At 73.3% G+C, this 24,243-nt stretch carries 24 protein-coding genes; 9 read left to right on the top strand and 15 right to left on the bottom strand.

The window, feature by feature from the left end:
* The first annotated feature begins 57 nt into the window (after positions 1–57).
* Entirely contained in the window at positions 58–1,416 is a 1,359-nt protein-coding gene (locus AMK22_RS35620; protein ID WP_073791756.1) for a globin domain-containing protein, read from the top strand.
* Here the strand turns inward: AMK22_RS35620 and AMK22_RS35615 are convergent.
* Entirely contained in the window at positions 1,367–2,095 is a 729-nt protein-coding gene (locus AMK22_RS35615; protein ID WP_242434304.1) for a vitamin K epoxide reductase family protein, read from the bottom strand. The genes AMK22_RS35620 and AMK22_RS35615 overlap by 50 nt on opposite strands.
* Complete coding sequence (locus AMK22_RS35610) at positions 2,092–2,574, bottom strand: hypothetical protein (RefSeq protein ID WP_073791755.1); 483 nt, start codon at positions 2,572–2,574, stop codon at positions 2,092–2,094. Before AMK22_RS35610 ends, AMK22_RS35615 begins: the two co-directional genes overlap by 4 nt.
* A gap of 349 nt (positions 2,575–2,923) precedes the next feature.
* Between AMK22_RS35610 and AMK22_RS35605 the strand changes: the two genes are divergently transcribed.
* Positions 2,924–3,373 carry a pyridoxamine 5'-phosphate oxidase family protein gene (locus AMK22_RS35605; RefSeq protein ID WP_242434303.1) on the top strand — a complete coding sequence of 150 codons (450 nt, stop codon included), beginning with the start codon at positions 2,924–2,926 and terminating at the stop codon, positions 3,371–3,373.
* A 41-nt stretch (positions 3,374–3,414) separates the two neighbouring features.
* Here the strand turns inward: AMK22_RS35605 and AMK22_RS35600 are convergent, their stop codons facing one another.
* The 5 genes from AMK22_RS35600 to AMK22_RS35580 all read right to left on the bottom strand — a co-directional run bounded on the left by AMK22_RS35600 (position 3,415) and on the right by AMK22_RS35580 (position 7,092).
* Positions 3,415–3,693 (bottom strand): hypothetical protein, encoded by a 279-nt coding sequence (locus AMK22_RS35600; protein ID WP_073791751.1) that lies wholly within the window; start codon positions 3,691–3,693, stop codon positions 3,415–3,417.
* Between the two features lie 106 nt (positions 3,694–3,799).
* Positions 3,800–4,384: a TerD family protein gene (locus tag AMK22_RS35595; protein WP_073791750.1), complete on the bottom strand. Its 585-nt coding sequence runs from the start codon at positions 4,382–4,384 to the stop codon at positions 3,800–3,802.
* Between the two features lie 152 nt (positions 4,385–4,536).
* Positions 4,537–5,298: a polysaccharide deacetylase family protein gene (locus AMK22_RS35590; protein ID WP_073791749.1), complete on the bottom strand. Its 762-nt coding sequence runs from the start codon at positions 5,296–5,298 to the stop codon at positions 4,537–4,539.
* Between the two features lie 28 nt (positions 5,299–5,326).
* Positions 5,327–6,262: a DMT family transporter gene (locus AMK22_RS35585; RefSeq protein ID WP_073791748.1), complete on the bottom strand. Its 936-nt coding sequence runs from the start codon at positions 6,260–6,262 to the stop codon at positions 5,327–5,329.
* Between the two features lie 14 nt (positions 6,263–6,276).
* Positions 6,277–7,092 carry an SDR family NAD(P)-dependent oxidoreductase gene (locus tag AMK22_RS35580; RefSeq protein ID WP_073791747.1) on the bottom strand — a complete coding sequence of 272 codons (816 nt, stop codon included), beginning with the start codon at positions 7,090–7,092 and terminating at the stop codon, positions 6,277–6,279.
* A 441-nt stretch (positions 7,093–7,533) separates the two neighbouring features.
* Here AMK22_RS35580 and AMK22_RS35575 point away from each other — a divergent pair, with 441 nt between their 5' ends.
* Positions 7,534–8,682 carry an MGDG synthase family glycosyltransferase gene (locus AMK22_RS35575; protein ID WP_073791746.1) on the top strand — a complete coding sequence of 383 codons (1,149 nt, stop codon included), beginning with the start codon at positions 7,534–7,536 and terminating at the stop codon, positions 8,680–8,682.
* Positions 8,683–8,693: 11 nt separating this feature from the next.
* Here the strand turns inward: AMK22_RS35575 and AMK22_RS35570 are convergent, their stop codons facing one another.
* The 4 genes from AMK22_RS35570 to AMK22_RS35555 form a co-directional block, all read right to left on the bottom strand.
* Positions 8,694–9,830, bottom strand: coding sequence for a baeRF3 domain-containing protein (locus AMK22_RS35570; protein WP_073791744.1), 1,137 nt, complete (start codon positions 9,828–9,830; stop codon positions 8,694–8,696).
* 169 nt (positions 9,831–9,999) lie between these two features.
* The gene (locus AMK22_RS35565; RefSeq protein ID WP_073791742.1) at positions 10,000–11,031 is read right to left on the bottom strand and encodes a TolB family protein; all 1,032 of its coding nucleotides are present in this window, start codon (positions 11,029–11,031) and stop codon (positions 10,000–10,002) included.
* The gene (locus AMK22_RS35560; protein ID WP_073791741.1) at positions 11,028–12,329 is read right to left on the bottom strand and encodes an MFS transporter; all 1,302 of its coding nucleotides are present in this window, start codon (positions 12,327–12,329) and stop codon (positions 11,028–11,030) included. Before AMK22_RS35560 ends, AMK22_RS35565 begins: the two co-directional genes overlap by 4 nt.
* Complete coding sequence (locus AMK22_RS35555; protein ID WP_073791739.1) at positions 12,329–13,675, bottom strand: discoidin domain-containing protein; 1,347 nt, start codon at positions 13,673–13,675, stop codon at positions 12,329–12,331. The genes AMK22_RS35560 and AMK22_RS35555 overlap by 1 nt, the downstream gene beginning before the upstream one ends.
* A gap of 417 nt (positions 13,676–14,092) precedes the next feature.
* Here AMK22_RS35555 and AMK22_RS35550 point away from each other — a divergent pair, with 417 nt between their 5' ends.
* Together AMK22_RS35550 and AMK22_RS35545 are read left to right on the top strand one after the other, a co-directional pair.
* Complete coding sequence (locus tag AMK22_RS35550) at positions 14,093–14,587, top strand: archease (RefSeq protein WP_073791737.1); 495 nt, start codon at positions 14,093–14,095, stop codon at positions 14,585–14,587.
* Between the two features lie 33 nt (positions 14,588–14,620).
* Positions 14,621–16,048 carry an RtcB family protein gene (locus tag AMK22_RS35545; RefSeq protein WP_073791735.1) on the top strand — a complete coding sequence of 476 codons (1,428 nt, stop codon included), beginning with the start codon at positions 14,621–14,623 and terminating at the stop codon, positions 16,046–16,048.
* Positions 16,049–16,094: 46 nt separating this feature from the next.
* Here AMK22_RS35545 and AMK22_RS35540 read toward each other — a convergent pair whose 3' ends face one another.
* Both AMK22_RS35540 and AMK22_RS35535 read right to left on the bottom strand, forming a co-directional pair.
* On the bottom strand, positions 16,095–17,765 hold the full coding sequence (locus AMK22_RS35540) for a helix-turn-helix domain-containing protein (protein ID WP_073791734.1): 1,671 nt from the start codon (positions 17,763–17,765) through the stop codon (positions 16,095–16,097).
* A gap of 12 nt (positions 17,766–17,777) precedes the next feature.
* The gene (locus AMK22_RS35535; protein ID WP_242434302.1) at positions 17,778–18,026 is read right to left on the bottom strand and encodes a hypothetical protein; all 249 of its coding nucleotides are present in this window, start codon (positions 18,024–18,026) and stop codon (positions 17,778–17,780) included.
* Positions 18,027–18,225: 199 nt separating this feature from the next.
* Between AMK22_RS35535 and AMK22_RS35530 the strand changes: the two genes are divergently transcribed.
* Positions 18,226–18,432: a DUF5988 family protein gene (locus tag AMK22_RS35530; RefSeq protein ID WP_073791732.1), complete on the top strand. Its 207-nt coding sequence runs from the start codon at positions 18,226–18,228 to the stop codon at positions 18,430–18,432.
* Positions 18,433–18,882: 450 nt separating this feature from the next.
* Entirely contained in the window at positions 18,883–19,521 is a 639-nt protein-coding gene (locus AMK22_RS37945) for a hypothetical protein (RefSeq protein ID WP_107430717.1), read from the top strand.
* A gap of 131 nt (positions 19,522–19,652) precedes the next feature.
* Here the strand turns inward: AMK22_RS37945 and AMK22_RS35520 are convergent, their stop codons facing one another.
* Both AMK22_RS35520 and AMK22_RS35515 read right to left on the bottom strand, forming a co-directional pair.
* Positions 19,653–20,168: a lytic polysaccharide monooxygenase auxiliary activity family 9 protein gene (locus AMK22_RS35520; RefSeq protein WP_073791731.1), complete on the bottom strand. Its 516-nt coding sequence runs from the start codon at positions 20,166–20,168 to the stop codon at positions 19,653–19,655.
* 435 nt (positions 20,169–20,603) lie between these two features.
* Positions 20,604–21,119 (bottom strand): DinB family protein, encoded by a 516-nt coding sequence (locus AMK22_RS35515; RefSeq protein ID WP_073791729.1) that lies wholly within the window; start codon positions 21,117–21,119, stop codon positions 20,604–20,606.
* Between the two features lie 166 nt (positions 21,120–21,285).
* Here AMK22_RS35515 and AMK22_RS35510 point away from each other — a divergent pair, with 166 nt between their 5' ends.
* Entirely contained in the window at positions 21,286–21,942 is a 657-nt protein-coding gene (locus AMK22_RS35510) for a YoaK family protein (protein ID WP_073791728.1), read from the top strand.
* 493 nt (positions 21,943–22,435) lie between these two features.
* Positions 22,436–23,902 (top strand): PP2C family protein-serine/threonine phosphatase, encoded by a 1,467-nt coding sequence (locus tag AMK22_RS35505; RefSeq protein WP_073791725.1) that lies wholly within the window; start codon positions 22,436–22,438, stop codon positions 23,900–23,902.
* Positions 23,903–24,243 lie beyond the last annotated feature (341 nt).

Here is a 24,243-nt window from a genome sequence, read left to right as displayed (position 1 = left end):
ATTCCGCCCGGTTTCGGCACCCACCCTCGTCGCACCGCCCCAAGGAGTCACCGGTCCATGAACACCCCGAGCGAGGACTACCACGCACTGCTCGCGCGGCACGACGCGATGCGGCTGAGGCGGCGCATCCTCTCCCCGACCGGTACGGACGACGCAGCGCGGCGCGCCGAGCGCCCGCAGGCGTACGACGGAACGGCGGACCAGCAGCTGATCCTCGACTGCCTGCCGCTGGTCGGCCCGTTGGAGGGGCTGATCGACGACCTGTACCGGGCCATGTTCGAGCGGCACCCGTACCTGCGGTCGCTGTTCCCCGAGTCGATGGCGTTCCAGCAGGCGCATCTCGTCGAGATCTTCCGCTACCTGATCGGCAATCTGCACCGCACGGACGACACGATCGGCAGGTTCGTGCAGCTGGGGCGCGACCACCGCAAGCTCGGGGTGCGTCCTGCGCACTTCGAGGCGTTCGAGACGGCACTGCTGGAGGCACTGCGCATGCGCGCGGGTTCCCGGTGGACCGAACTGCTGGAGGACGCCTGGCTGCGGATGCTGCGGCTGGCCGTCTCCGCGATGGTCAAGGGCGCCGACGAGGCGATCGCCGAACCGTCGAGCTGGAACGCGACGGTGACCGCGCACGAGCTGCGTGCCCCGGACCTCGCGGTCCTGCGGGTGCGCCCGCACCAGCCGTACGCCTTCACGGCCGGGCAGTACGCGTCCCTGGAGTCGCCGCTGCTGGAGCAGGCGTGGCGTCCGTACTACCTGGCCCGCGCGCCGCACCCGGACGGCGAACTGGAGTTCCACGTACGGGCCCGTGGCGCCGGCGGCGTCAGCGACGCGCTGGTGCACCACGCGCGCGAGGGCGACACCGTACGCCTCGGCGCGCCGCGCGGCAGGCTGGCGCTGCCCGGCCACACGCCGTCCGCCGACGTCCTGCTGATCGCCTCGGGCACCGGCTGGGCCCCGATGAAGGCGCTGCTCCAGCAGGTCGACGCGGAACGGTCCCGGGCGTACCGGGTGCGGCTGCTGCTGGACGGCGGGGCGGACGAGGGCATGTACGACGCCGCGTATCTGGACTCGTTCCGGCGCGGGCGGTCCTGGCTGACCGTGCTCCCTCCCACCGGTCCTCTCACGGACCAGGAACTGCGGAATCTGTGCGGCGTGCCGGGGCGCAGTTCCGGGAACCTCGTCCGGCAGCAGGTGTTCCTGGCGCTGGCCCCCGAGGTCTCCGCGCCGGACGCGACGGGGGCGGTCTCGGCCCGGCTCGCCGCCGCCGGGATTCCGGCCGCGTGTGTCCATCACGACAGCACCGGCAGCGTCCCGGTCGTCGGACCGGGACGCGATGCCGTCGCGGGCGCGCTCGAGGCGTCGTTCACAGAAATGACGCCCAGTACGACCAGAACCGGGTTGCTATCAGCATGACGATGACCAGGCACCAGGTCACGGGCACCACCAGCGGGAACTCCAGTACCGCCGCGACGACGGCCCGCGGGGCGGGCAGTACGCCGTGGCGCAGGTTGTGCACGGTGGTGTGCCAGAACATGAAGACGGTCGCCACCCACACGAGCATGCACCACAGGCAGAGCGCGCCGATGTCGTACAGCGCCTGGGTCATCAGCCACATGCAGAACACGGCGCCGAGGAAGGTGCCGAGGTTCAGGCCCAGCCAGTACCAGCGCCGGTAGCGGGCACCCGCGAGGAGACCCGCGCCGACGCCCATCACCACCCCGAAGCCGATCAGTCCGAGAAGCGGATTGGGGAAGCCGAACACCGATGCCTGTTCACTGCGCATCACGTCCGTGCAGGAGACGACGGGGCTCAGTGAACAGGCCGGGACGAAGCCGGGGTCGGCGAGCAGTTCGAACTTGTCGATGGTGATCACGAAGGAGCCCAGCAGCCCGAGGGCCGCGGTGACGACCAGCAGCCACCCGAACCCGGGCCGGGCGCCGACCCGTTCCGGGGGCGCGTCCGTCCCGGGCGGGTCGTCGTCCGCCCGTGCGCCGTGGTCGCCCGCTGTGCCGTCGGCCGGACGGGGCCCGTGGTCGCGGACGTTCCGGTCGGCGGGGTCCGCCGTCCGTGTCCGCTGCACCGATGTGTTCACGCCGGCCTCCGTCGTACGCAGCCGTCAGGCCACACGATGTCCACGGGGATGCCCCGCGCCCGGGCGAACGCGACCAGATGGGCGGTGGCGTCCCGGCCGTCGGAGGGCGAGCCGTCCCACACGGCGAGCACGGAGCGGCAGGTCGCCACCAGCCGCTCGTCCGCGCCGACGCACGCGTCGCGGTCGGCCGGGTCGAAGGCCAGCAGGCGCACGTGCTCGGCCAGGACCAGCAGTTCACCGGCGGCCCGCCGGTCCCGCTCCGGCAGCACGGCGGGTACCGCCCCCTGGGCCGGCAACAGCACCGTCAGTCTCCGCCCGGCCGCCCGGACCGCGCGCCCGAACACCAGGGGCAGGCCCGCCCCCGCGCGGACGAGCGCGGCCGCGCCCTCCGCCAGGCAGTCCAGCCGTGCTCTCAGTTCCGCCTCCACCAGTTCCAGCGTTCCGCTGTCGAGATCCCTGTGTCCGACGACCGCGATCACCGCGTACCCCTTCTGTGCACCTGTGCACCACCGACCCGACCGAACACTCCGCATACCGCGGCCCGGCCCCCGGTTGCCGCCGTCGGACCGGGCCGGGCATGCGAACCACCGAAGTGAACCCAGCGGAGGATCGACCCCGCTAGGGCCGTTCGGCCCTGGGCCGTTCGGCCCTGGCGGGGCGGAGCGCCACACGATGTACTCGTACGGCAGACGAGCACATCAGGAGACGAGGCCGCCCCATGAGCCACGCAGGTCGTCAGTCATGAGCCATACAGGTCACCGGCCGCCGCCCCGGTCACCCCTGCCCGTGATCACGGGCCCGGCCGCGCACGGCCGACCGGAGGGAACCGTGTCCCACGGCCCCGAGGCCACCTGGCCGCGCCGGACCGTCGAGCTGACGAGCGCTCAGGCCCTCCGGCTGCTCGGCGAGGTGTCCTTCGGACGGATCGTCTTCACCCAGCAGGCGCTGCCCGCGATCCGGCCGGTGAACCATGTGCTGGACCGCGGCCGGATCGTCATCCGGACCCATCAGGACTCGGATCTGTTCGCCCAGACCCGGGACCACGGCGACCGCGGGGTCGTGGTCGCCTATCAGGCCGATGCCATCGATCCGCTGACCCATCTGGGGTGGAGCGTCGTCGCGACGGGCTACTGCCGGCCGGTGACCGATCCCGACGCCCTGATCCGCTATCAGCGGCTGATCCGGCCCTGGTCGGACCGGATGATGGAGTGCGCGGTCCACATCCGGCCCCATCTGGTCACCGGGATCCGGCTGGCCGAGGGCGGCGGGCACGGGTGAGGCGACCGCGGCGCGGCACGGGCGGCGGACGCCGGTGACGGTCACGGCGGTGTGCGGCGATATGCGACGGGGTGGACACTGTTCCTGAACCCCCGACCGCCGCCCTCCACGGCCTGCCCCGTCCCGCTCACGCGCGGCGGCAGGGTCCCCACCCCCATGTACGCATGGTGCCGGGCCATCGCGAGTTCCCAGCCGTCGGCGTCGAAGACGTGGATCAGTGAGGCGTCGTCATCGAGCAGGTCCCGGACCGAACGCCCCGGGGCGCCCTCGGCGCACAGGGTGATGTCGGCCTCGCCCGCCCGCCGGAGTTCGAACCGCACGGGTTCCTCATGGCAGCCCCCGGGACGGCGCCGTGCCGGGGGCGACCGACGCCCCGGCCCGCCCCCGGCCGGAACGGGACGTCCCGGCCGGGGCGGGGCACTCGGGCTACTTGCTGACGGCGAAACGCATCAGGTCCCGCTCGTCCCCCTGCTTGATCTTCCCGGTCTCGTTGATCACTTCGAGCTTCCAGCTCGTGCCGACACGGATCGCCTTGGCCACGGCGCAGCCGTTGTCGTTGGTGAGCAGGCTCGGCCAGATGTCGGCGACCTGCTGGCTGCTGCCGCCCGTCGCGTCGTACACCTTGAAGCTGATGTTGCGCGCGTTCTGGAAGGCGCTGCGCTTCTTGTACGCCGCGGCGATGAACACGATGGACGTGATGTTGGACGGGATCCGGGCGAATTCGACGGTCACGGTCTCGTCGTCGCCGTCCCCGCGCCCGGTCTGGTTGTCCCCGCTGTGGAGCAACGAGCCGTTGCCCATGGGGTCCAGGGAGTCCAGCCCGGCCAGCCGCACCGGTTCCGCCCCCTGCATGGCGACGGCGATCAGGTCGAGGTCGGTGCCCACCTTCTGCCGGAGCTTGCCCAACAGCCCGCCACTGCTCCCGACGGTCGGGTCCCAGGACACCCCGATGGACAGATGGGTCACCCCGTCCAGGTCGGCCGGGCCGTCTTCCTTCTTCAGCGTGATCATGCGTGATCCCTCTTGGTGGTCAGACTGCTACCCCTGCAGTGTGCCTGGTGCCGCCCCCGTCCCGCCCACCCGGGTGGACGTCCGGTACGAACACCCCGGCTCCGACAGCCCCCGCGACCCGCCCGGTCCGGTGGCGGGGACCGTACGGCCCGTCAGGCGCCGTCGCGGGGACGGGCAGGCGCGAGGCCGTGCTCGGCGAGCGGGCCGACTGTCAGGCCCGCGGCACGGATCTGGCCGATCAGGCCGGGCAGCACCGCGAGCGCGGGCCGCCAGCGGCCGGACGCCGACAGGTCGGCGTCGTGCAGGAGCACCGTGCCGCCGCCCCGCAGATCGCGGCGCACGGTGGTCAGGACTCCCTCGGCCGTCGCGTCCTCGGCCCAGTCCCGGCCCCAGGCGGACCACAGCACCGGGCGCAGTCCGCAGCGCGCGGCCGCCGCCCAGCGCCCACCGGTCAGGATGCCGTACGGCGGCCGGTACCACAGCGGCCGCACGCCCGAGACCCGGTGCACCGCCGCCGCGGCGCGGGAGATCTCGCGCGCGTCCCGGCCCGCGGCGGGGAGCCAGGGCCGGCTGTGCGTCCAGCCGTGGACGGCCAGTTCGTGTCCGCGGCGGACGATGTCGCGGCCGAGCCCCGGGTGGCGCAACAGCCTCTCCCCCAGCACGAAGAACGTGGCACGCGCGGAGAGCCGTTCCAGTGCGTCGAGGAAGAACGGAGTGGAGCCGGGGTCCGGTCCGTCGTCGAAGGTCAGGGCGATGTGGTGGGGGCGGCCGAGACCGGCCAGGGCGGGGAAGCAGGTCCGACGCGGGCCCGCGAGCCAGGTGCCGGCGGGGGCGAGGTGTGCGGTCAGCACCAGTGCCGATACCGCAAGGGGGGCGCGCGCCGCGGCGGGGACGCGCAGGTGCCGGTGGTTCATGGGGTACTCGTCCCTCCGTCGATGCGGGCTATCGGTCGCGGTCGGTGGGGTGTTCGCACGGTGGCGTCGCCGTCGTGTCCCAGTGCTCCGCCACCGCCGGGGACCGCGACAGGCCCACGGTCCCGGCGGCCACCAGACACGCGCCGGTGACGGCCTGCAGCACGTGGGCCTCCAGTGCGATCCGCTCGCCGAACAGCACCGCGCCCAGGACCACGCTCACCAGCGCGTCCCCCAGCGTGAGCGCCGGCTGCGAGACGGCCAGCGTCCCGGCGTGCAGGGTGCTCTGCAGCAGCGCCAGGCTCAGCAGGCCGACGACGCACAGCGCGTACGGATAGCCGGTCGTGAGGACCGCCGCCGTCCCGTCCTGGATCCGGCCGGCGGTCTCCTTGACCAGCCCGGCGGTGCAGGCGAAGCAGACGGCCGTGGCGCAGCCGAGCGAGGCGACGCGGGCGGTGCCGCGGGCGCCTCGGGCGACCATGAGCAGCGCGGCCACCGCCGTCGCGGCACAGGCTCCGACGAACAGCCAGGTGCCGGCCTCTCCGGTCGACTCGCCCGGCGACGGCCCGGCGGCGGTCAGGAAGAGCGTCAGACCAGCGCCGAGCATCAGGAAGGACAGCCAGGTCCTGCCGCCCGGGCGCTGGCGGAACACGACGGTTCCGATCAGGAGCGTGAAGAGGAGCTCGCTCGCCATCAGCGGCTGCACCACCACCATGCTGCCGACCGCCAGCGCCGCCGCCTGGAGCAGGGCGGACAGTCCGAGCGCCGACGCGCCCGCCAGCCAGAACGGCCGCCGCACCAGCCGGACCGCCCGGCGCACCGCGTGACGCACCGTCCGGTGCGCGTCCGGCGCGTCGTCCGCCAGTGCGCACGCCGCCTGGTCCACGGCGGCCCGTCGCTGCAGCACGGAGGCGGCGCCGTTGGCGAGAGCCGCCAGCAGCGCCAGTGTCACGGCGAGGACGTCCACGCGTACCGGCGGATTCACCCGAAGCGGGCGGCGAGCCGGTGGTAGAGCCCGGGGGCCACGGCACGTACGCATCCGGGCAGACGCAGCCAGCCGGGGACGTACACCTCGGCACGGCCCGAGACGTAGGCGTCCCAGACGGCGTCGGCGACCCTCTCCGGTGACATGGGACGGGGCCACGAACGGGCGTACGGCATGCCTCGGCGTTCGAAGAACGGGGTGTCCACGACGCCGGGGACCAGATGGGTGATTCGTACGCCGGTTCCCCTGAGTTCGTGGCCCAGGGCGTCGGCGAAGGTGCCGATCGCCGCCTTCGCCGCCGAGTAGACGACCTCGCCGCGGACGCCGGTGGATCCGGCCACCGATCCGATCAGCATGATGTGCCCGCGCCCCGCCGCGAGCATGTGCGGCAGCAGGAGTCGCACCAGCCGGACGACGGACACCAGGTCGACGGTGAGGACCCGGTCGGCGGCGGCCTCCGGCATGGAGTCGAAGGGGCCGGCCCAGCCGACCCCCGCGGCGGCGACGAGCAGGTCCACCCGGCCCGCGAGATCGAGGGCCTGGCGGGCGAGCCGCTCCGTGCCGCCGGGTGCCATCAGGTCCGCGCACAGCGCCGTCGAGCACGTCCGCGCCGCGACGTGCTCCAGACGCTCGCGGTCGCGGCCGGCCAGCAGCAGCCGCCAGCCCCCTTCGGCCGCGATCCGGTACGAGACCGCGGCCCCGATGCCCGAGGAGGCACCCGTCACCAGGGCCACGCCGTCGCGGACGGCGCGGCCGTCCGACGCGTCGACGCCCGGCACGCCGCGGTGGGCGGTGCCCGGACCAGATGGCATGGTCTCTCCCCTGGGTCGGCACGGTGCGGCGCGTCGTCGCCGCCGCCCGGGGATCGGGATCGCTCGGAGATCTCGGGTCGGGGACCTCGCGCCACCGGGTCTGGTTAGGAGTAGCCCGGGTGTGCTCGGACAAAACCGTCGCGACCCACACCTCACTGAACCGCACGGCACCGCCCGCACCCGCAGAATGGGACCACCACGCCCAGTGCCCATGGCGCCGGATCAGCCGCGCGCCGCCGACGTCAGGGGTGATCAGGTGCCCGTTGCCCACACGGACGGCCGTTCGGAGCCGCGCCGGGACACCCGCCGACCGGGTGAACCGGGTGCGCCCGCACCGCGGCGCGTGCGACGCTCCCCGGCGGCGGCCCGCCTCGGGCGGTCGCCCGTGCCGCGGATCCCCGTGGCGCCCCGCCCCGGCCGGTGGTCGCGGGCCGTCGGCCGATGAGCGCGGCATCCGGGCGGTTCCTCGTCCTGAGCGCCGGCATGGGCTCCGGGCACGACACCGTGGCCGCCGAGCTGACCCGCCGGCTGGAGGCCGGCGGAGGGTGGACGACGACGGTCGACGTCCTCGATCTGCTGCCCCCGGGGGCCGGGGCCGGGCTGCGCGCCTTCTACCGGACGGTCATCCGCCGCGCGCCGTTCGTCTACGCGGGGCTGTACGCGACGTTCTTCCGTCACCCGAGGAACGGTCTCCCCCGCCCGGGCAGCGCCCCGTTGGCAGTGCTCGCGGAGCGACGGCTGCTGGAGCTCGTCGCGCGGCGGCGAGCGGACGTGGTGGTCCCCGTCTTCCATCTCGCCGCCCAGCTCACCGGCGGTCTGCGCGCCCGCGGCGCGCTGCGCGTGCCGAGCGCCGTGGTCATCACGGATTTCGCCGTGCACCGCCAGTGGCTGCATCCGGGCAACGACCTCCACCTCTGTCTGACGCCCGGTCTCGCGCACCGGGTGCGGCGGGCGGTGCGGCGTCCGGCCGTCGTCTCCGGCCCGCTGGTGGCGCCCCGCTTCCACGCCCCGGCGCCGACGGCCGAGGAATGGCGGCGTCGGCTCGGCCCGCCGGACCGTCCGCCGGTGCTGGTCTCGACGGGGGCGTGGGGGGCGGGCGCGCGGGTGGTGGACACCGCCGGGCTGCTGGCCTCGGCGGGGTACCGACCGGTCGTGTTGTGCGGGAACAACACGCGCCTGCGCCGCAGCGTGGCCCGGGTCGAGCACGCGGTCGCCCTGGGCTGGGTGGACGACGTGCGGGGCGTGATGGCGGTCGCCCGGGCCCTGGTCGACAACGCGGCGGGCCAGACGGCGCTGGAGGCGCTGGCCGCCGGGCTGCCGGTGGTCGGCCACCGGCCCATTCCCGGGCACGGCGCGGAGGGCGTGCGGAGCATGGCGGCGCACGGCCTCGCCGACCACGCCCCGGACCCGTGGGCGCTGCTGAGGGCCCTGGACGAGGTGACGGCCCCGGGCCCGGCACGCGAGCGGCGTCTGTCCGCGGCCCGCGGCCTGTTCCGGGGAGAGGGGGTGCTCCCCCTGGAGGACCTGGCCCGGGCCGGGCGTGCGCGGGCCCGCGGGGCGGAGGTGCCCGGCGGTTCGCCGGGGATCTGACAGGTAGCCCTTCAGTAGCGGAGCGTGCCCGCGATGCCGACGCTGTCGGGGAGGGTGCCGTCGGGGACGAAACGCACTTCCGTGTCGGCATCCAGCGCCGCCTCGACGAGGCTGTCGACGATGTCCGTCTCGACGCCCTCGGGGGCCGGTTCGCCCTCCGGTACGTCGACGACGTGCAACTGGTGGTTCTCGTCGGCCCGCCCCGCGGCGCGCAGGCCCTCCTCCACGAGGACGAGAGCGGCCCTGTGGTCCATGACCGTGTTCCACACCTCCGCCAGGCCCGCGACGTACGCCTTGCGGCCGCGCGCCGCGTCCAGGTCCGCGCGGGCCTGCTGAGCGCGGTCCTCGCGGATCCTGCGGAAGACGGATTCCAGACGCTTCTCCAGCTGGGGTACGGCGTGCTTCTCGGCGCCCGTCAGTTCCAGCCCGCCCACCGTCGCCCCGGCGTGGCGCGAGATCTTTCCGAAGGCGGTGGTCAGCTCGGGGCTGCCGACCAGGACGAGGGGCAGGTTCCGGTCCGTCATGGCCCGGGCGAGGCGCTCCTCGACGTCGGAGACGTACTGACCGACACGAGCCGCGCGGTAGCCCGTACGGTCCGTGCCGTACGCCGGGCCGGGGAGCGCGTCCGCCTGGTCCGGAACCTGCGGCTTCGCCGGGAAGCCGTGGGCGGTGACCTCGGTCAGGCTCCCGGCGTGGGCCAGGTACAGCCTGCTCTCCTCCTGGTCGAGGACCAGCACCCAGTACGGGCGGGCGTACAGATGGGCCGCCACCAGGTTGCGGGTGAGGTACGTGGTCGTGATCTCGACGCGTTCGGGGATGTCGTGCGGCGAGATGAACTGCCACGCCTGCGGGTCCTCGTCCGGTGCGAGCAGCACCAGCAGGCCGTCCTCGGCGCGCTGGGCGTCGAACAGCCGCAGGACGGTGTCCTCGCCGAGCTGTCGCTCCAGCCGGATCCGGCTCTCGCGGTCGACCTCGGGGTCCTCCTTGAGGCGTCGCACCGCCTCGCTGAGGAGATTGCGCAGGCGGATCCGGTCCTGTTCGTTGTCGGGCCTGGCCCGGTGGGTCGGCATGAGCAGCGAGATCGCCGGGAAGGGGCGCGGGCGACGCAGGTCCTTGAGCACGGCCGGGGTCAGGTCACTCGTGCGCATCCATGGCCTCCCTGGAGCGGCGGGGAACGGTGATCGCATCCAGGGGACCACGGCGCGGCGGGCCCCGCGACCGGGCGGCCCGGCCCCCGGGGCCCGGTGCCGGGGAACCGCCTCGGAGCCCGTCGGCCGGTCGTCGACCGGGAGGCGGACGTGACGGCACGGCCGCAGGTCAGTGGTCGCCCGGCGGGCTCACCGCCGCCGGTGACGATCCGCCGGACACGGCCATGCGGGGTGTGCCGGTGCCGTCCGCGGGGGCGGTCCAGATGTCGCTCCCCCTGCCCCCGGCGCCGGGGAGGGCGTAGGCGAGCGTGCCGTCGTCCAGCCAGGCCGCCTGGTCGTCTACGTTGCGCGTCTCGGCGAGCGGTGTCTCGCGCATGGTCCGCAGGTCGAGGACGTACAGCCGCCAGGGATCGGCCGGGTCGTCGGAGACCTTCTTCTTGAAGGCGAGCCGGGTGTTGTCGGGCGACAGGGAAGGGCACTCGACGTTCTGCCGCAGCGCCTTCGCCGACCACTTCGCCATGTCCCCCTCGACCAGGTAGGTGCGGCCCTTGGTCGAGACGGTCGCGTAGAAGCGGTTGTCGTCGCGGGCGAAGGTCACCCCCCAGTAGTTGACGTCGGGGGCGTGGTAGCGGGCTCCGTCGAGGGTCAGGGGGATGCCCTCGATGGACTTGACGAGGTAGCCGGTGCGTAGGTCGAGGATCGCGGTCCGGGTGGAGAAGGCGGTGGTGGCGTACGAGTCCCCGGTGGCGAACACCGTCCAGGACACCATCCGCCCGGAGGCGGAGACGCGGGCGCGGGTGGGAATGCCCGGTACGGTGATCCGGCGCTGTTCGCGCAGTCGGCGGTCGAGCACGACGGCGTGCGTCCTGGGCAGTACGCCGGGACGGGCGCGCAGGCAGACCGCGTGGTCGCCGGAGGCGTAGAACCGGTCGCAGGCGGGACCGCCGGGGGTGCGCGTGCCGGGCGGGGCGGCGAGCGGGCGGCGGGCGACACGTCCGGTGGCCGTGTCCCGGAAGTACAGCGCGGGCCCGGTGACAGTGAACGAGGCGTCGGCTTCGGCCTGTTGGGCCGGGGTACGGTGCTGCGCGTGCAGGGCGTAGCCGACGGATCCGCCTGCGAGGAGCAGCACCGCGGCCACCAAGACGGCGATCCGGGCCCGTGGGCCCAGGGGTGTCGTGGGTTCGGGGAATCCGGCGCTCATGCGGTCGGCCTCTCGGTGGTCGGGGCTCCGGGCTGCTCGGCTGCCGCGGCGGCGGACGGGTCATGGGGCAGCAGCGCCCGGCCGCCGACGAGCGCGACCAGCAGGGCGACGGCCGCCGCCCACAGGGCGGGGCGCGGTCCCCACACCGTCCAGGCGGCGCCGAAGCCCGCGGCGGCGAGCATCCGGGCGAGTGCCTGGCCGGTCTGCAGCAGGGCCAGCCCGCCCGCCCTGCCGTCGGCGGGCAGCACGGGTGAGGCCAGGGCCATCAGCACGCCGTCGGTACCGGCGTAGAAGACCCCGAGCAGCACGAGCACGGGCACGACGAGGAGCAGGACGGGGCCGCCGGCCGGGAGAAGGAGCGCGGCGTACACGCCGAGCAGCGCGAGGTGCCCGTACAGGAACGGCAGCCGTCGGCCCACCCGGTCCGCGATCCGCCCGGCCGGGACCGCGAGCAGCAGGTAGCACGCCGCCGCGCCGAGCGGCAGCAGCGGGAACCAGCCGACGGGGAGGTCGAGCCGGCGCTGGAGCAGGAGGTAGACGAAGGCATCCCCGATGGTGGCGGCGCCGAGCAGTCCGGCGGCTGCGAGGATCCGCCGGAAACCCCGGTCGCGGAGCGCCGCGAACACCTTGCGGGTACGGGGGCTCCGGGGCTCCGGCAGGCTGACGACCGGCTGTCCGGGTACGTACAGCACGAGGAGCAGTACGCCGAGCAGCCCGACGCAGAAGCTGACGACGAACACCGCGTCGTAGGCCCCGGTGGTCGCCTGGAGGAGGGCGAACGCGGCGAGCGGTCCGAGCAGGGCGCCGGTGGTGTCCATGGCCCGGTGCACGCCGAAGGATCTGCCGAGCGTCTCGGGCCTGCTGCTGAGCGTGATCAGCGCGTCCCGGGGCGCGGTGCGGATGCCCTTGCCGACGCGGTCGGTGGCGAGGGCGGCGGCGATCCCCGCGGTGGCGCCGCCCGCGAGCAGCAGTCCGAGCCGGGAGAGGGCGGAGAGGGCGTAGCCGATGCCCGCGACCCTCTTGTGCCGGTGTCCGCGGTCGGCCGCGTGTCCGCCGAGCAGCCGGACGACGGAGGTCGCGCCGTTGAACAGGCCGTCGAGGAAGCCGAATTGGAGGGGTGAGAGACCGAGTCCGAGGACCAGGTAGAGCGGCAGCACCGCGGTGACCATCTCGGAGGAGACGTCGGTGACGAGGCTGACCGTGCCGAGTGCCAGGACGGTGCCGGGGACGCGCCGGCCCGCCCCGGCGGTGCGGGGCGGTGCCGGCGTGTCCCGGCGGCCTGTGGTCGCCAGGTACATCAGTGGCAGGTGTACTTCGGGCTGGTGTCCTTGGCCTTGCCGTCGGTGCCGACGTAGCTGAAGCTGTAGCCGGTGTCGGTGAAGTCCAGTTTCAGGACGCCGTACTGACCGCTGATCCGCTTCTGGCTGTTGGGCTGGACCTCCTCGATGGGGTAGGGCTCGGCACCGCCCATGCCGCCGATGACCTCGGTGATTCCGTCGGCGGTGGCCTTCCCGTCGGGGTTCTGCGGGGCGAACCGCTCGTAGTGGTGGTCGTGTCCGTTGAGCACGAGGTCGGCCTTGGCCCCGTGGAGGAGCTTCCAGACCGGCCGGCTGACCGGGTCGTTGCCGTGCCCGCCCGAGGAGTACAGCGGGTGGTGCCAGTAGGCGGCGATGCACGCCTTGGTGTTGGCGGCCAGATCGGCCTTGAGCCAGTCGATCTGGGCGCTCTTGTCGAGGGAGTTGGAGTCGAGGGCGATGAAGTGCCAGTTGCCCTCGTCGAAGCTGTAGTAGGTCTTGCCCTGGGGGTAGGCGATCGCGCCGAAGTACGCCTTGTAGCCGGCGAGCGATCCGGCCGGGTCGTACGTCTCGTGGTTGCCGGGCACCGGGTGCGTCTTGTTCTTGAAGGCGCCCCAGGTCTTGTCGTAGTAGGCGCGGTAGTCGGAGATCCGGGCGTCGTCGTACTGGTTGTCGCCCATCGTCAGGTAGAACTTCGGGTTGATCTGCTGGGCCAGCGCGGCGGTCCTGGGGTGGGCGCAGCCGCTGTCGGAGGCGGTGCACTGGGCGGCGATGTCACCGGCGGCGACCACGGTGAAGGCACCGGTCTGCGGGGGCGTCCCGGCGAATGTGCCGTACACCTCGACCTCGTGGAGCGAATAGCCGTACGAGGTGCCGCGTGCGGTGCCGTACACGCGCAGGTAGCGGCCCTTGCCGGACAGGCCGGGCCGGTCGTCGGTGCCGCCGTCGCCCGCCGTCTCCTCGGCGAGCCGGGTCCATGCGGTGCCGTCGGCGGAGATCTCGATCCGGTACGCCTTGGCGTACGCGGCCTCCCAGTCGAGCTTCACGCGTGTGACGTCGGCGGCGGCGCCGAGGTCGACGCGGATCCACTGCGGGTCCTTGCCCTCGACGCTGGCCCAGCGGGTGGCCGGGTCGCCGTCGAAGGCGTTCTGTGGGCCGAGACCGGAGTCCTCGGTGGAGGAGGCGGTGGCGGGCCTGCCGCCGGAGATGAGGGGGTCCGCGGTGGCGTCGGCCCGGTCGGGCCAGGCGAGCAACAGACCGCCGACGAGGAGGAGTACGGCGGCGAGGACCGTGGGCACCGTACGGTGCCGGGTGGCTGTGGGGAGCGGAGCTGAGCCTTTCAGGTGCATACCTGCACTCCTGGCCTGGGGGACGAGAGCTGGGCATCGGTGCATGACCGCGCGCCCGGCCCGCGTGCGGGCGGGGCGCGGCATCGAGGTGGCCGGGTCAGAGCTCTCGCTGAGCGCGTCATGCCCGTGGGGCGGGCACCGCGCCAGGCCACCGGCCGGAATGCTAGCGAACAGTAAACTTTCCTACCAGTCCCCCGACCCGCCTTGTTCCGGCGGCCGTTCGCCGCCATTGGCCAGAGGACTTCGCACCTCGGAAACAGACTCGAATCCCTCTGCCCGAGGGGGTACGGGACGGGCCCGGCGCCGTCCGCGGGTTGCCCCGGGGCGGGGTGCGGGACGACGCTGGAGGAAGCGGCGGCCCCGCCCGTTGAGCCGGGCCCGGGCCGCGTACCCGGAGACGACGGGGAGGCGCCGGCCGTGGACGGTCGGGAACCCGTGGCACCGCGCCGCCCCGGCGCGCGCGGCCACCGCACCCTGCCGCACACCGCGGACCTGCGGGTGGAGGCATGGGCCCCCACGGCCGGGGACTGTGTGGCCGAGGCCGTGCGCGCGATGGTGGAGAGCTTCGCCGACACGTCGGGCGCGGCGCCGGTCGGGGAGCGCACCTGCCCGGTCGCGGCCGGCTCCGGCGAGGACCTGCTGGTGACGGTCCTGGAGGAGGTCGTCTACCGGCTGGACGCCCACGGGGAGATCCCGCTCGACGTGGAGGTGGACGCGGACGTGGGGACGGACACGGGCACCGGAGCGTCCCGGGCGGCGGGCGGCGGACCGGGACCGCTGGTCCGTTTCCGCATGGCCGACGCCGGGACCGCCCGGGAGGTCGGCGCCGTACCGAAGGCCGTCTCGCTGCACGACCTGCGGCTGCGGCACGACCCCGACGGCTGGGCCTGCGGGGTGACCCTCGACGTCTGAACGCGGGCCGGCCACCGACCGGAGGTGAGGGCCATGGAGATCGCACTGGCGGAGCGGAGCCCGTACCGGTTCCGGATCGAACAGCGGGAGCCGATGCGCGTGCCCGGGGTGGTGTTCGCCTCCCGTGCGCTGCTGCCGCAGGCGTCCGGGGACAAGGCGCTGGAGCAGGTGGCGAACGTGGCGACGCTGCCCGGCATCGTGCGCGCCTCCTTCGCCATGCCCGATGTGCACTGGGGCTACGGCTTCCCGATCGGCGGGGTGGCCGCCACGGACATCGCCCGCGGCGGGGTCGTCTCACCGGGCGGCGTCGGGTTCGACATCTCCTGCGGCGTCCGGCTGCTGGCCGCGGGGATCGACCGCGAGGCGCTCGACCACGACCGGATGCGGCGGCTGATGGACGCTCTCGACCGCACCGTCCCGCGCGGCATGGGACGCGGCGGCCTGTGGGAGCTGTCGGGGACCGCGGAGATGGACGAACTGCTGGTCGGCGGGGCGCGATACGCGGTCGAACACGGTCACGGAGTGCCGCGCGACCTCGCCCGCTGCGAGGACCACGGCGTCCTGGAGGGCGCCGCGCCGGGAGAGGTGAGTTCGCGGGCCGTCGAACGCGGACTGCACCAGGTGGGCAGTCTCGGGTCGGGCAACCACTTCCTGGAGGTCCAGGCGGTGGACCGGGTCCACGACCCCGTCACGGCGGCGGCCTTCGGGCTGCGGACGGGTCAGGTGTGCGTCATGATCCACTGCGGCTCGCGGGGCCTGGGGCACCAGGTGTGCACCGACCACGTCCGGGTGATGGACCAGGAACTGCACCGGCACGGCATCCGGGTCCCGGACCGGCAGCTGGCCTGCACCCCGGTCGACTCGCCGCGCGGCCGCGCCTACCTGGGGGCGATGGCGGCGGCCGCCAACTACGGCCGGGCCAACCGGCAGTTGCTGTCCCAGGCCGCCCGTCGCGCCTTCGCCACGGCCACCGGGGCGGGGCTGGACCTGGTCTACGACATCTCGCACAACACCGCCAAGATCGAGACCCATGAGGTGGACGGTGTGCGGCGCTCCCTGTGCGTCCACCGCAAGGGGGCGACACGGGCGCTGCCGCCCGGCGACCCGGAACTGCCCGAGGACCTCGCGCGGGCGGGCCAGCCGGTGCTGGTCCCCGGGACGATGGGCACCGGCTCGTATGTGATGGTCGGCCTGCCCGGCAACGACGCGTTCCGCTCCGCCTGCCACGGAGCCGGCCGGGTCTGGAGCCGTCACCAGGCACTGCGCATGGTCCGCGGTGAGCGGCTGCGCGACGAACTGGAGGCCCGCGGCATCGCCGTGCGCCCCTCGTCGTGGCGCGGTCTCGCCGAGGAGACACCGGAGGCGTACAAGGACGTGGACGCGGTGGTGGAGGCCACCGAGGGCGCCGGGCTGGCCCGGCCGGTGGCCCACCTGGTGCCGCTGGGCGTCGTCAAGGGGTGAGCCGTCGACGGGGAGCACCCCGTCACCCGCGTCCTGCGCCCCTCCCCTATCCGATGCCGTCCTCGAAGTCGTCGGCGTCCTCGGGACCCACCCCGTCGTCGCCGACGGTGTAGGTGTCCTTGACCTTGACCTCGCTGGCACGCCGGCCCTCGGGAAAGACGCGCCGCCAGTCGCCGATGACGTGCAGTTCGTCGGTGCCCATCGCCCGTACGACGGCGAGTCCGTCCTCATGGGCCTTGAGGGCCTTCATCCAGAGGTTGGCGAACGCCTGCGAGCGGATGATGTGCATCCAGTCCGGCCGGTACAGCTCCCGGTTGTAGTTCGACTCCCCCATGGTGGAGACGAACTTGGAGTACATCGCCTTCACGTACTCCAGCGTCACCTCGTCGTCGGCGGCGATCGCCGTGTCCCTGGCCTCCTTGAGCGCGACCCGGAACTTCTCCAGCAGGTTCTCGGTGGCTCCGGAGGTGAACGACTCGTGGATCTCCGGTGGTTCGCACAGCCCATGTTTCGGACCCGACAGCCGCAGCAGGAGGCGCAGGGTCGGTTCGGTCACCCATAGCGGTCCGGGTTCGTCACGGTTGCCGATCGGGTTGGGCAGCACCGCCGTGTGCTCCCACGCCGGCGGGGTGATCAGGTGGACACCGGCACGGCGGCGGTCGTGGGCGAAGCCGGTGGAATGCTCCAGCTGCCCCAACGGCAGATGTGTCTTGAGGGCGGAGAGATAGGCGCCGTTGATGTCGAGCGCCGTCACTTCGTGGCGGCCGGTCGGAAGTTCGTGCCGGGTCCACTTCGGGCGCGCCTCCCAGATCTGGTCGGCCCCCCTGGACGTCTGCTTCTTGAGGATGTCGGGGATCCAGGGATGGGCGATCACGTCGTAGCGGGCACCCTTGCGGGTCTCGTCCAGCAGGCGCATCGCGTCCGGGATGGCCCGTTTCGACAGGGCGGCGACGGCCGCGTCGATGTCGCCCCGGTGCTCGGCGAGCGCGCCCCGGACCGCCTCGTGGATCAGGGCGGCCGGGCCGGCCTGCTGCTGGAAGGCACGTCGGGCCGGTGATCCGGAACGCCTCGACGGGCCCGTCGTGGACGACGCTCCCGCACCGGGGGCGGTGGAGCGTTCCGGCGTCCGGTGGACGGGCGGTCGGGCTGCCCGGGCGGGGGCGACGTCCGGGGGTCCGGCCGTCGTGGCGGCCGGACGGCAGTCGGCCGCGTCCAGGTGCTGGGCGAAGCCCGCGACGCGCTGCGTGGCCGGATGCCCGCACAGCACGCACGGCTCGGCGGCGTCCAGGGGCTCCACCTCGTCGGGCGCCGGGCCGGGGTCCGGCGCGGGAACGGCGGCATCCGCCGCGCCGTGCGCCGCGGGCCGTTCCCCGGCCGGGGGCGCGCCGCCCTCGGACACGTCCTCGTCCCCGGTCCCGGATCCGACGGCGGGCCCGGGGGCCGGCGCGGGGCCGGCGGCAGAGGGGCCGGGCTCCGTGCCGAGCTTGGCGCTCAGTCCGTCCAGCAGGTACGCGTACTTGGCGCGTGTCTCCCCGGACGGGTCCCGGCCGCTCTCCCACCCGGCGACGGTCGACGGACCCACACCCAGCGCCCGCGCCACCTGCGCCCTGGACAGCCGGGCCCGTTCGCGCAGGGCGCGGCGCACCTCGGCGGCCGGGAGCTCCGCTTCCGGGCCGACGGCGGCGAGCAGCGAGTCGATCGCGTCGAAATCACTCACCGGACAGACCCTTCAGATGTAGGTGACGGGATTGCGGGACAGATGCGGGCTCGGGGTGGGGCGTCCCACGCGCGGATCACCGCGCAGGAGCTCGCCCTCCAGCGCGTAGCGATCGCCGCGCTTGGAGATGCCGGTGATCCTCGCCACCGCGAGCACGGTGCCCGCGGCGTTGATGATCTGCGCCTCGCTCTGGGACAGGGCCCGGTCGGCGTTGAACTTCCAGACGCCCCGACCGGCTTCCCACGCCTCGTCCTCGCTCATGCCGGGACGCCACCCGCGAGCGGTTCGCGCCGGGCCGTCGCCTGCCTCCACGGCACGCTCCGCGCCGATCCGGATCTGGAGCACCCGCACACCCCTCAGACATACTCCTCAACTTGTTGAGAAGTTTACATCGCCCGGGCGGACAGGGTGTCGGCGCGTCACGGAGGAGCCCGACCGGCCACCGGAGAAACTGCCTTGCATGACCAACACACTCAAAGCATTCCTCGAAGGCGGCCCCGACGACCTCCCGGAGCGCATCGTCCCCCTCACCACCCCGGGGAACGACCTCAAGGTCCCGTTCCGCGGCGGATACGAACACTTCAGGGTCACCACACGCCGTCAGGACACCCCGGAGGGCCAACTACCCGTCTACGAGTGGTGGGAGCGCACGGAGTTCCCCGGCTGAACGGCGCCCGGAACGACACCGTTCCGGGACGGGGCACCGTCCGGGGCGCGGGCGGCCCCGACCGCGCCGACACAGCACCGCGGAGGGACCACCGGGCGGCACAACACAACACAACACTCCGAAACAGCAGGTCGGAGGCGCGAGCAACCGACACCGCCAAGTCGACGGACACCTTTCCCGGGCGTGTCAACGAAAGACACGCTGTCGCGGGGGTGAGCGGGTTTCAGGAAGTCGCCCGGACGGACCAACGAAATATCAAGGGCTCCTGTTTTCAGGGGAGTTGAGCGTTTGTCGGATTATCCGGAAATAGCATTTGGCGTAGGTCGTGTACCCCGATAGACGTTCCGGCCGCGCACGGCAACGTGTCCGATATGACAGGTATGGGGACCGTCAGTACGTTCAATCACGGGCCGACTGCTCAGCCGGCCTCCCTGAGACAGGAGAAGTCACATGGTTACCCGTTCCACCGTTGTTACCGGTGCCGTCGCGGCCGCGGCGGCCCTGGCTGCCACTGGTATCACCTACGCCTCCGCAGCCACCTCCGAGCCGGCCCAGGCGGCCCCCATCGTCCAGCAGGCCGCCCCCATGGCCCTCAACGGCGGCGACGCCGGCAAGGGCAACGAGGGCAAGGGCAACGAGGGCAAGAACTACGGCGGCGGCCACGGCGGCGGCCACGAGAAGAAGCGCCACCACCGGCACCACCACCACAAGGGCCGCATCCTCATCAACGAGCGCGTCTTCGCCGACGAGCGCGGCGGCTGCGTGACCGTGATCAGTGGGCTCGGATCCAGGACCCTCAACATCCGCAACGAGAGCCACAAGACCGTCGAGGTCTTCCGCGGTGTCACCTGCGACAACGGCGCCCCCATCGCCACTGTCGGACCGTGGAGCTCCAGCGACGGCGTCCGTCCGGGCCACGTCAAGGGCGGCGTCCACGTCAAGAACGGAGTCGTCGCCAGCTTCCGCGTGATCCACCACCACCGCCACCACGGTGGCGAAAAGGGCGGCTTCGGCGGTGACGAGGGCGGCTTCGGCGGCGACGAGGGCGGCTTCGGCGGCGACGAGGGCGGCTTCGGCGAAGACTACTGACCCGACCGCTCACCCCACACACAACCCCGGCCCGCCGGAATCGGGCCGGGGTCCCGTGTGTTCACGGCAACCGTTCCGTGCGTGCGCGACAACCGGGGAAACGGCCGGGACCCCGGCGTTCCGGCCCCCGGTCAGCCGACGTTGACGTCGATGCAGGCGTAGAAGGCGTTGGCGGTGTCGGCGATGTTCCACACCGCGAGCACCTTCTGCTTGCCGGTCAGTCCGCCGAAGCTCACCTGATGGGTGACCGTCGCACCCGGCTGGGCCCCGTTGTCGTTGAACTCGGCGATCTTCCGGCCGCCGGCGAAGTACTGCCAGGTGCTCGTGGCGTGCCGGGCGGTCAGGACCCACTGGAACGACTGGGTCCGGCCGACCGGGGTCACCTTCCACCCCTTGGAGTCGTTGTCGAGTTCGGCGAACCGGCCGTTGCCGCCGCTGCAACTGGTCAGCCCCTTGGGGCCTTCCACGCTCTGCGGCTCATACTTGATCTCTCCACAACTCACGGTCCCGGCGGCACACTGGGCCTGACGGCTCGGCGGCGACGAGATGTATCCGTGGGCGTCGGCGGAGCCCGCGGGGAGGGTGAGGGCCAGAACCGGCGCCAGCGCGGCTCCGACGACTGCTGCTGTCTTCCTTTTCGCGTGCATGCTTCTCCTTCACATGAGGCGTCGCTGCGCGCGCCCGGGCCGTGGGGGCCCGACGACGGCAGGCCGGCCTCTCCGGTGTGGGGCCAAGAGGCGCGAAGGGCGGGGCAGGGCCCACCGGAACGCACGCCGCGCGGTCGCGAGCGCCCGTCAGGCGGCCTTGCACTTGGACCAGACCATAACCATCGCCGGGCCGCCGTCAAGGGTTGCGGCCGACGGAGAGTTCACGGGGGCCGCTTCCGGACATCCCGAACGCCCGTCGCCCCGCTTCCGGGGGCCTCGCCCAGGGCGCGGGTTCCCGGACGTCCGCCCTGCGGGCGCCGACACATGCACCGGCGCCCTCGGGAACGAGGCCGGGCAGAGGCCGATCACCGTGCCGCCGGTTCGAGGACACGGCCCGGCGCGACCTCCCCCGCGACGCTCGTCACGGGCGCCGCGTCACCACCCCGTCGCGCCGTCGATGCGTTCGCGCAGCAGGTCGGCGTGGCCGATGTGACGCGCGTACTCGCCGATCATGTGCAGATGGACCATGCGCAGCGAGTACAGCTCGCCGGCATGGGTGAAGGTGTCGTCCAGGGAGGCGTCGGCGACGATCGCCTCGGCCAGCCGGCACTCCTCCACGAGGCGGTCGTAGTCGTCGCAAGCGCGGGCCGGGTCCAGGTCCTCGAAGTCCGCGTCCTTCCCCTTCCCCGGGTCGTACATGGGGTCGAGGGTCTGACCGGCGAACCGCTGCCGGAACCAGACCCGTTCGACCTTCGCCATGTGGCGGATCAGTCCGAGCAGCGTGAGGTTCGACGGCTCCACCGTCTCCCGCGCGAGCTGCTCTCCGGTGAGCCCCGCGCACTTGTGCAGCAGGGTGCCGCGGTACCACGCCAGATAGCCGGTGAGCATCTCCCGTTCGCCCGCCACGAGAAGACCGGATACGCGCTCCACATCAGGTGCTGTCCATGTCATCCTCCGATCCTGCCCCGCCCGCGGAGGATCGGGACAGCGAATTCGCCGACCGTCGACCGCCGACGAACGGCCGGACACGCCGGGGAGCGGAAGCGCGCGACAGCACGGCACGCCGCGCCCGCGGCGTTCCGTCGCCTTCCGGCACGGCCGCACCGAGAATGCAGGCGTGTCCACCGTCTCGTTCCCCACCGGGCGCGATCCGCGCACGGAATGTGCCCTGCTGCTCCTGTCGGCCGCCTCGGGGGCGACCGACGCGTTCGCCTTCGTCTGTCTGGGGCAGGTCTTCGCCGGGGTGATGACCGGAAACCTCGTGCTGTTGGGCGCCTCCGCGGTCGGCGTCGGGGAGCACGGCGTGGCACTCGGGGTGATCACCGCTCTGGTCTCGTACGGCTCGGGGGTCGCGTGCGGAGCGTGGCTGACCACGCGGCTGCGATGGCCCCTGCCGATGACGCTGCTCGTCGAGGTGGTGCTGCTGACGGCGGGCGCGGCGCTGTGGGGGGCGGGTCCGCTCACGTCCGCCGGGGGCCGGGTCGGGCCGCTGGTTCTCGTCGCCGCGGCCATGGGCGTCCAGGGGCGCGTCCTCACGACGCCCACGAACTACTTCACCGGCACGCTCACGTCCCTCGTCGGACGCGCGGCGTCGCGGTCGTGGCGGCGGGAGGATCGTTGGGTGGCCGGCCGGCTGGCGGCGGTCGTGGTGGGCGCCGCCGTGACCGCGCTGGCGGTGCGGCTCAGGCCGGAGGCGGCGGCCCTGGTGGCGGTGGTGCCCGCGGCCTGCGCGCTGCTGATCGAGGCGGCCCCGAGGCGACGGCCCGGCGGCTGAGCCCGCCCCGGTGCCGGTACGGACGCCACGCGTGGGCGGTGGCCGGGACTCCGGCCGGGCCGCGGAGCGGGGGGGAGCCCCGGCCGGATCGGGGGTTTCCGGCCGGGGCGGTCGAAGGGTGGGCGCGTTGCGCGATCCCACATAGGTGAACGGTAAACCATCCTGACTCGCTCCTGGAATCACCCCCTCGGCGACGGGCGCCGGACCGCGAGGGCAGGCGCCCGCGCGCCCCCGCACGCCCCGCGCACACCACACGAGCTGGGCGCACAACCTGCGCGCGCACGGCGCGACGCGCATCCACCCCCGAGCTTCAACTTCCGTCAGATGAAAGGCTGTTCGACGAATCGACGCCACGCGCAGCCCATGGCATATGCCAGAAGCAACAACGTATCGAGTGTTGCCAAATCCCTTACGGGCCCCTGCGGCCTGTGCCACAGTCGTCTCCGGTCCACCTTTCGGACCTGGTCGCGCCGCGCCTGTATCGGAGTACGAGATGCCGTCCCCTCTGTCCGCGGACCGCCCCGCCCCCCAGCCGCACGAGCGTGACGCCGTCGACGCACTGATCCACCGCGCCCGGCAGCTGCGCGGCGAGGTGGATGCCGTGCGCCGCGACGCGGTCCTCGTCGACGAGGAGGACCCGCACACGCGCTGGCAACGGGCGCTCTGCGAACTGGCGGTCCACCATCTCGACGACCTCGGCACCCGTCTGGGACAGCTGAGGGAGGGCCTCGGGCCCGACGCGCCGCACCCTCCGCGCCCCCCCGGGCAGCCGTCCGTGAAGACTCCCTCCCGGACCGCTCCGCACGGTGGGGCGGCCCCGCCGGGGAGCGGCTCGCTCATCGGCAGGGTGGGCAGCGCCGAGTGGGACCTGCTGACGGACGAGGTCACCTGGTCCGATGAGCTGTTCCAGATCTTCGGCAGGTCTCCCGACGCGGGCCCTCTCTCCCTGGACGAGCTTCCGTCCGTGCTGCTCCCCGAGGACCAGCCCCTCCTGACCGCCCTGGTCACGGACTGCCTGGTGGACGGCAGGCCCATAGACGGGGAGTTCCGCATCCTGCGGACCGACGGCCGAACGCGCACGCTCCACATGATGGGCGAGCCGGTGCTCGACACGGACGGCTGCACGGCCTCGATGTGGGCGGTGCTGCGGGACGTGAGCGAGCTGCGGCACAACGAGCAGGCGGTGCTCCGGACCCGCGACGCGCTGCGGCGCAGGCAGCACATGGCGCGCACCGAGCGCCGGATGGCGGTCGAGCTCCAGGAGGCCGTACTGCCTCCGTGGCGCGGCCCGCTGCGGCTTCCTTCGCGGGGAGCCGGTGCGCTGGACGTCGCGGCCCACTACCTCCCGTCGGAGTCGAGCTCCCTGATCGGGGGCGACTGGTACGACGCCCTGGAACTGCCCGACGGCAGGACGGTGCTCACCGTCGGCGACCTCACGGGGCACGGCGTCGAGGCCGCCTCCGCCATGGCGATGCTCCTGGGAGCGCTGCGCGGGATGGCCGTGGCCGGTGTCGAGCCCGGGGCTCTGATGGGGCACCTCAACCGGTTGCTCGAATCCTCCGTGCAGCCGGCCCTCGGCAGCGCCGTCTGCTGCCGCTTCGATCCGGCCACCGGCACCCTCGCCTGGGCGCAGGCCGGACACCCCCCACCGCTGCTGTTCCGCAACGGCGAGGGGCGCCCGCTGCCGTCGCCCGACGGGGTCCTCCTCGGCGCGGCATCGGGTGTCGCCTACGAGCGGGACGAGGCTCAGCTGCTGCCCGGCGATGTGCTGGTCCTCCACACCGACGGACTGAACCGTCACAGCGACCGGGGTGCGGGCCCGGACGCCCTGCTCGCGCTGGCACCGCGTTTCGCGCGGGCCCGTACGGCGCAGGAGTGCGTGCGCACGGTCGTCACGGAGTTCGGCGGCGCCGAGCGCCTGGACGACGCGTGCGTGCTGATCGCCCGCATCGGGGCGTAGGCACAGCGGCACCCGTACGGGCGCACGAACGCGAACGTCGGACACGACGCGGTACGCGGGAGAAGGATCCGCCCACGGACTCGGTGTGCGGACGATCGCCGGCCGGACGGTGTTCGGGCGGGCGGTGATCGATGGGACGGTGGGGTTGCTTCGGACGGTGTCGGATCGGGCCGTGTTCGACCGGGCCGCGGCCACTGTCCAGTGCTGTGGCCGGAAAGGTTTACCGGGAGGCTCGCGGCGTCCGGTGCGGTGCATCGCAAGGCGGAGGATCGCCCTCGTACTGGACGTACTCGGGTGATGCGACAACGCGGCGGGGTGCCGTGCCGGGCGTCGCGAGCCGG

The sequence above is a fragment of the Streptomyces sp. CB01580 genome, assembly GCF_001905795.1.
GTDB lineage: Bacteria > Actinomycetota > Actinomycetes > Streptomycetales > Streptomycetaceae > Streptomyces.
Note: the sequence above shows the minus strand (reverse complement) of the source record. Positions and strands in the feature narration are given on the sequence as shown.

Coding starts and splice junctions, on each gene's coding strand:
- AMK22_RS37945 (WP_107430717.1), top strand. CDS start 18,883: ATGGTTACCCGTTCCACCGTTGTTACCGGTGCCGTCGCGGCCGCGGCG.
- AMK22_RS35505 (WP_073791725.1), top strand. CDS start 22,436: ATGCCGTCCCCTCTGTCCGCGGACCGCCCCGCCCCCCAGCCGCACGAG.
- AMK22_RS35570 (WP_073791744.1), bottom strand. CDS start 9,830: ATGCGCACGAGTGACCTGACCCCGGCCGTGCTCAAGGACCTGCGTCGC.
- AMK22_RS35545 (WP_073791735.1), top strand. CDS start 14,621: ATGGAGATCGCACTGGCGGAGCGGAGCCCGTACCGGTTCCGGATCGAA.
- AMK22_RS35535 (WP_242434302.1), bottom strand. CDS start 18,026: ATGAGCGAGGACGAGGCGTGGGAAGCCGGTCGGGGCGTCTGGAAGTTC.
- AMK22_RS35590 (WP_073791749.1), bottom strand. CDS start 5,298: ATGAACCACCGGCACCTGCGCGTCCCCGCCGCGGCGCGCGCCCCCCTT.
- AMK22_RS35520 (WP_073791731.1), bottom strand. CDS start 20,168: ATGCACGCGAAAAGGAAGACAGCAGCAGTCGTCGGAGCCGCGCTGGCG.
- AMK22_RS35555 (WP_073791739.1), bottom strand. CDS start 13,675: ATGCACCTGAAAGGCTCAGCTCCGCTCCCCACAGCCACCCGGCACCGT.
- AMK22_RS35580 (WP_073791747.1), bottom strand. CDS start 7,092: ATGCCATCTGGTCCGGGCACCGCCCACCGCGGCGTGCCGGGCGTCGAC.
- AMK22_RS35530 (WP_073791732.1), top strand. CDS start 18,226: ATGACCAACACACTCAAAGCATTCCTCGAAGGCGGCCCCGACGACCTC.
- AMK22_RS35575 (WP_073791746.1), top strand. CDS start 7,534: ATGAGCGCGGCATCCGGGCGGTTCCTCGTCCTGAGCGCCGGCATGGGC.
- AMK22_RS35560 (WP_073791741.1), bottom strand. CDS start 12,329: ATGTACCTGGCGACCACAGGCCGCCGGGACACGCCGGCACCGCCCCGC.
- AMK22_RS35565 (WP_073791742.1), bottom strand. CDS start 11,031: ATGAGCGCCGGATTCCCCGAACCCACGACACCCCTGGGCCCACGGGCC.
- AMK22_RS35595 (WP_073791750.1), bottom strand. CDS start 4,384: ATGATCACGCTGAAGAAGGAAGACGGCCCGGCCGACCTGGACGGGGTG.
- AMK22_RS35515 (WP_073791729.1), bottom strand. CDS start 21,119: ATGACATGGACAGCACCTGATGTGGAGCGCGTATCCGGTCTTCTCGTG.
- AMK22_RS35620 (WP_073791756.1), top strand. CDS start 58: ATGAACACCCCGAGCGAGGACTACCACGCACTGCTCGCGCGGCACGAC.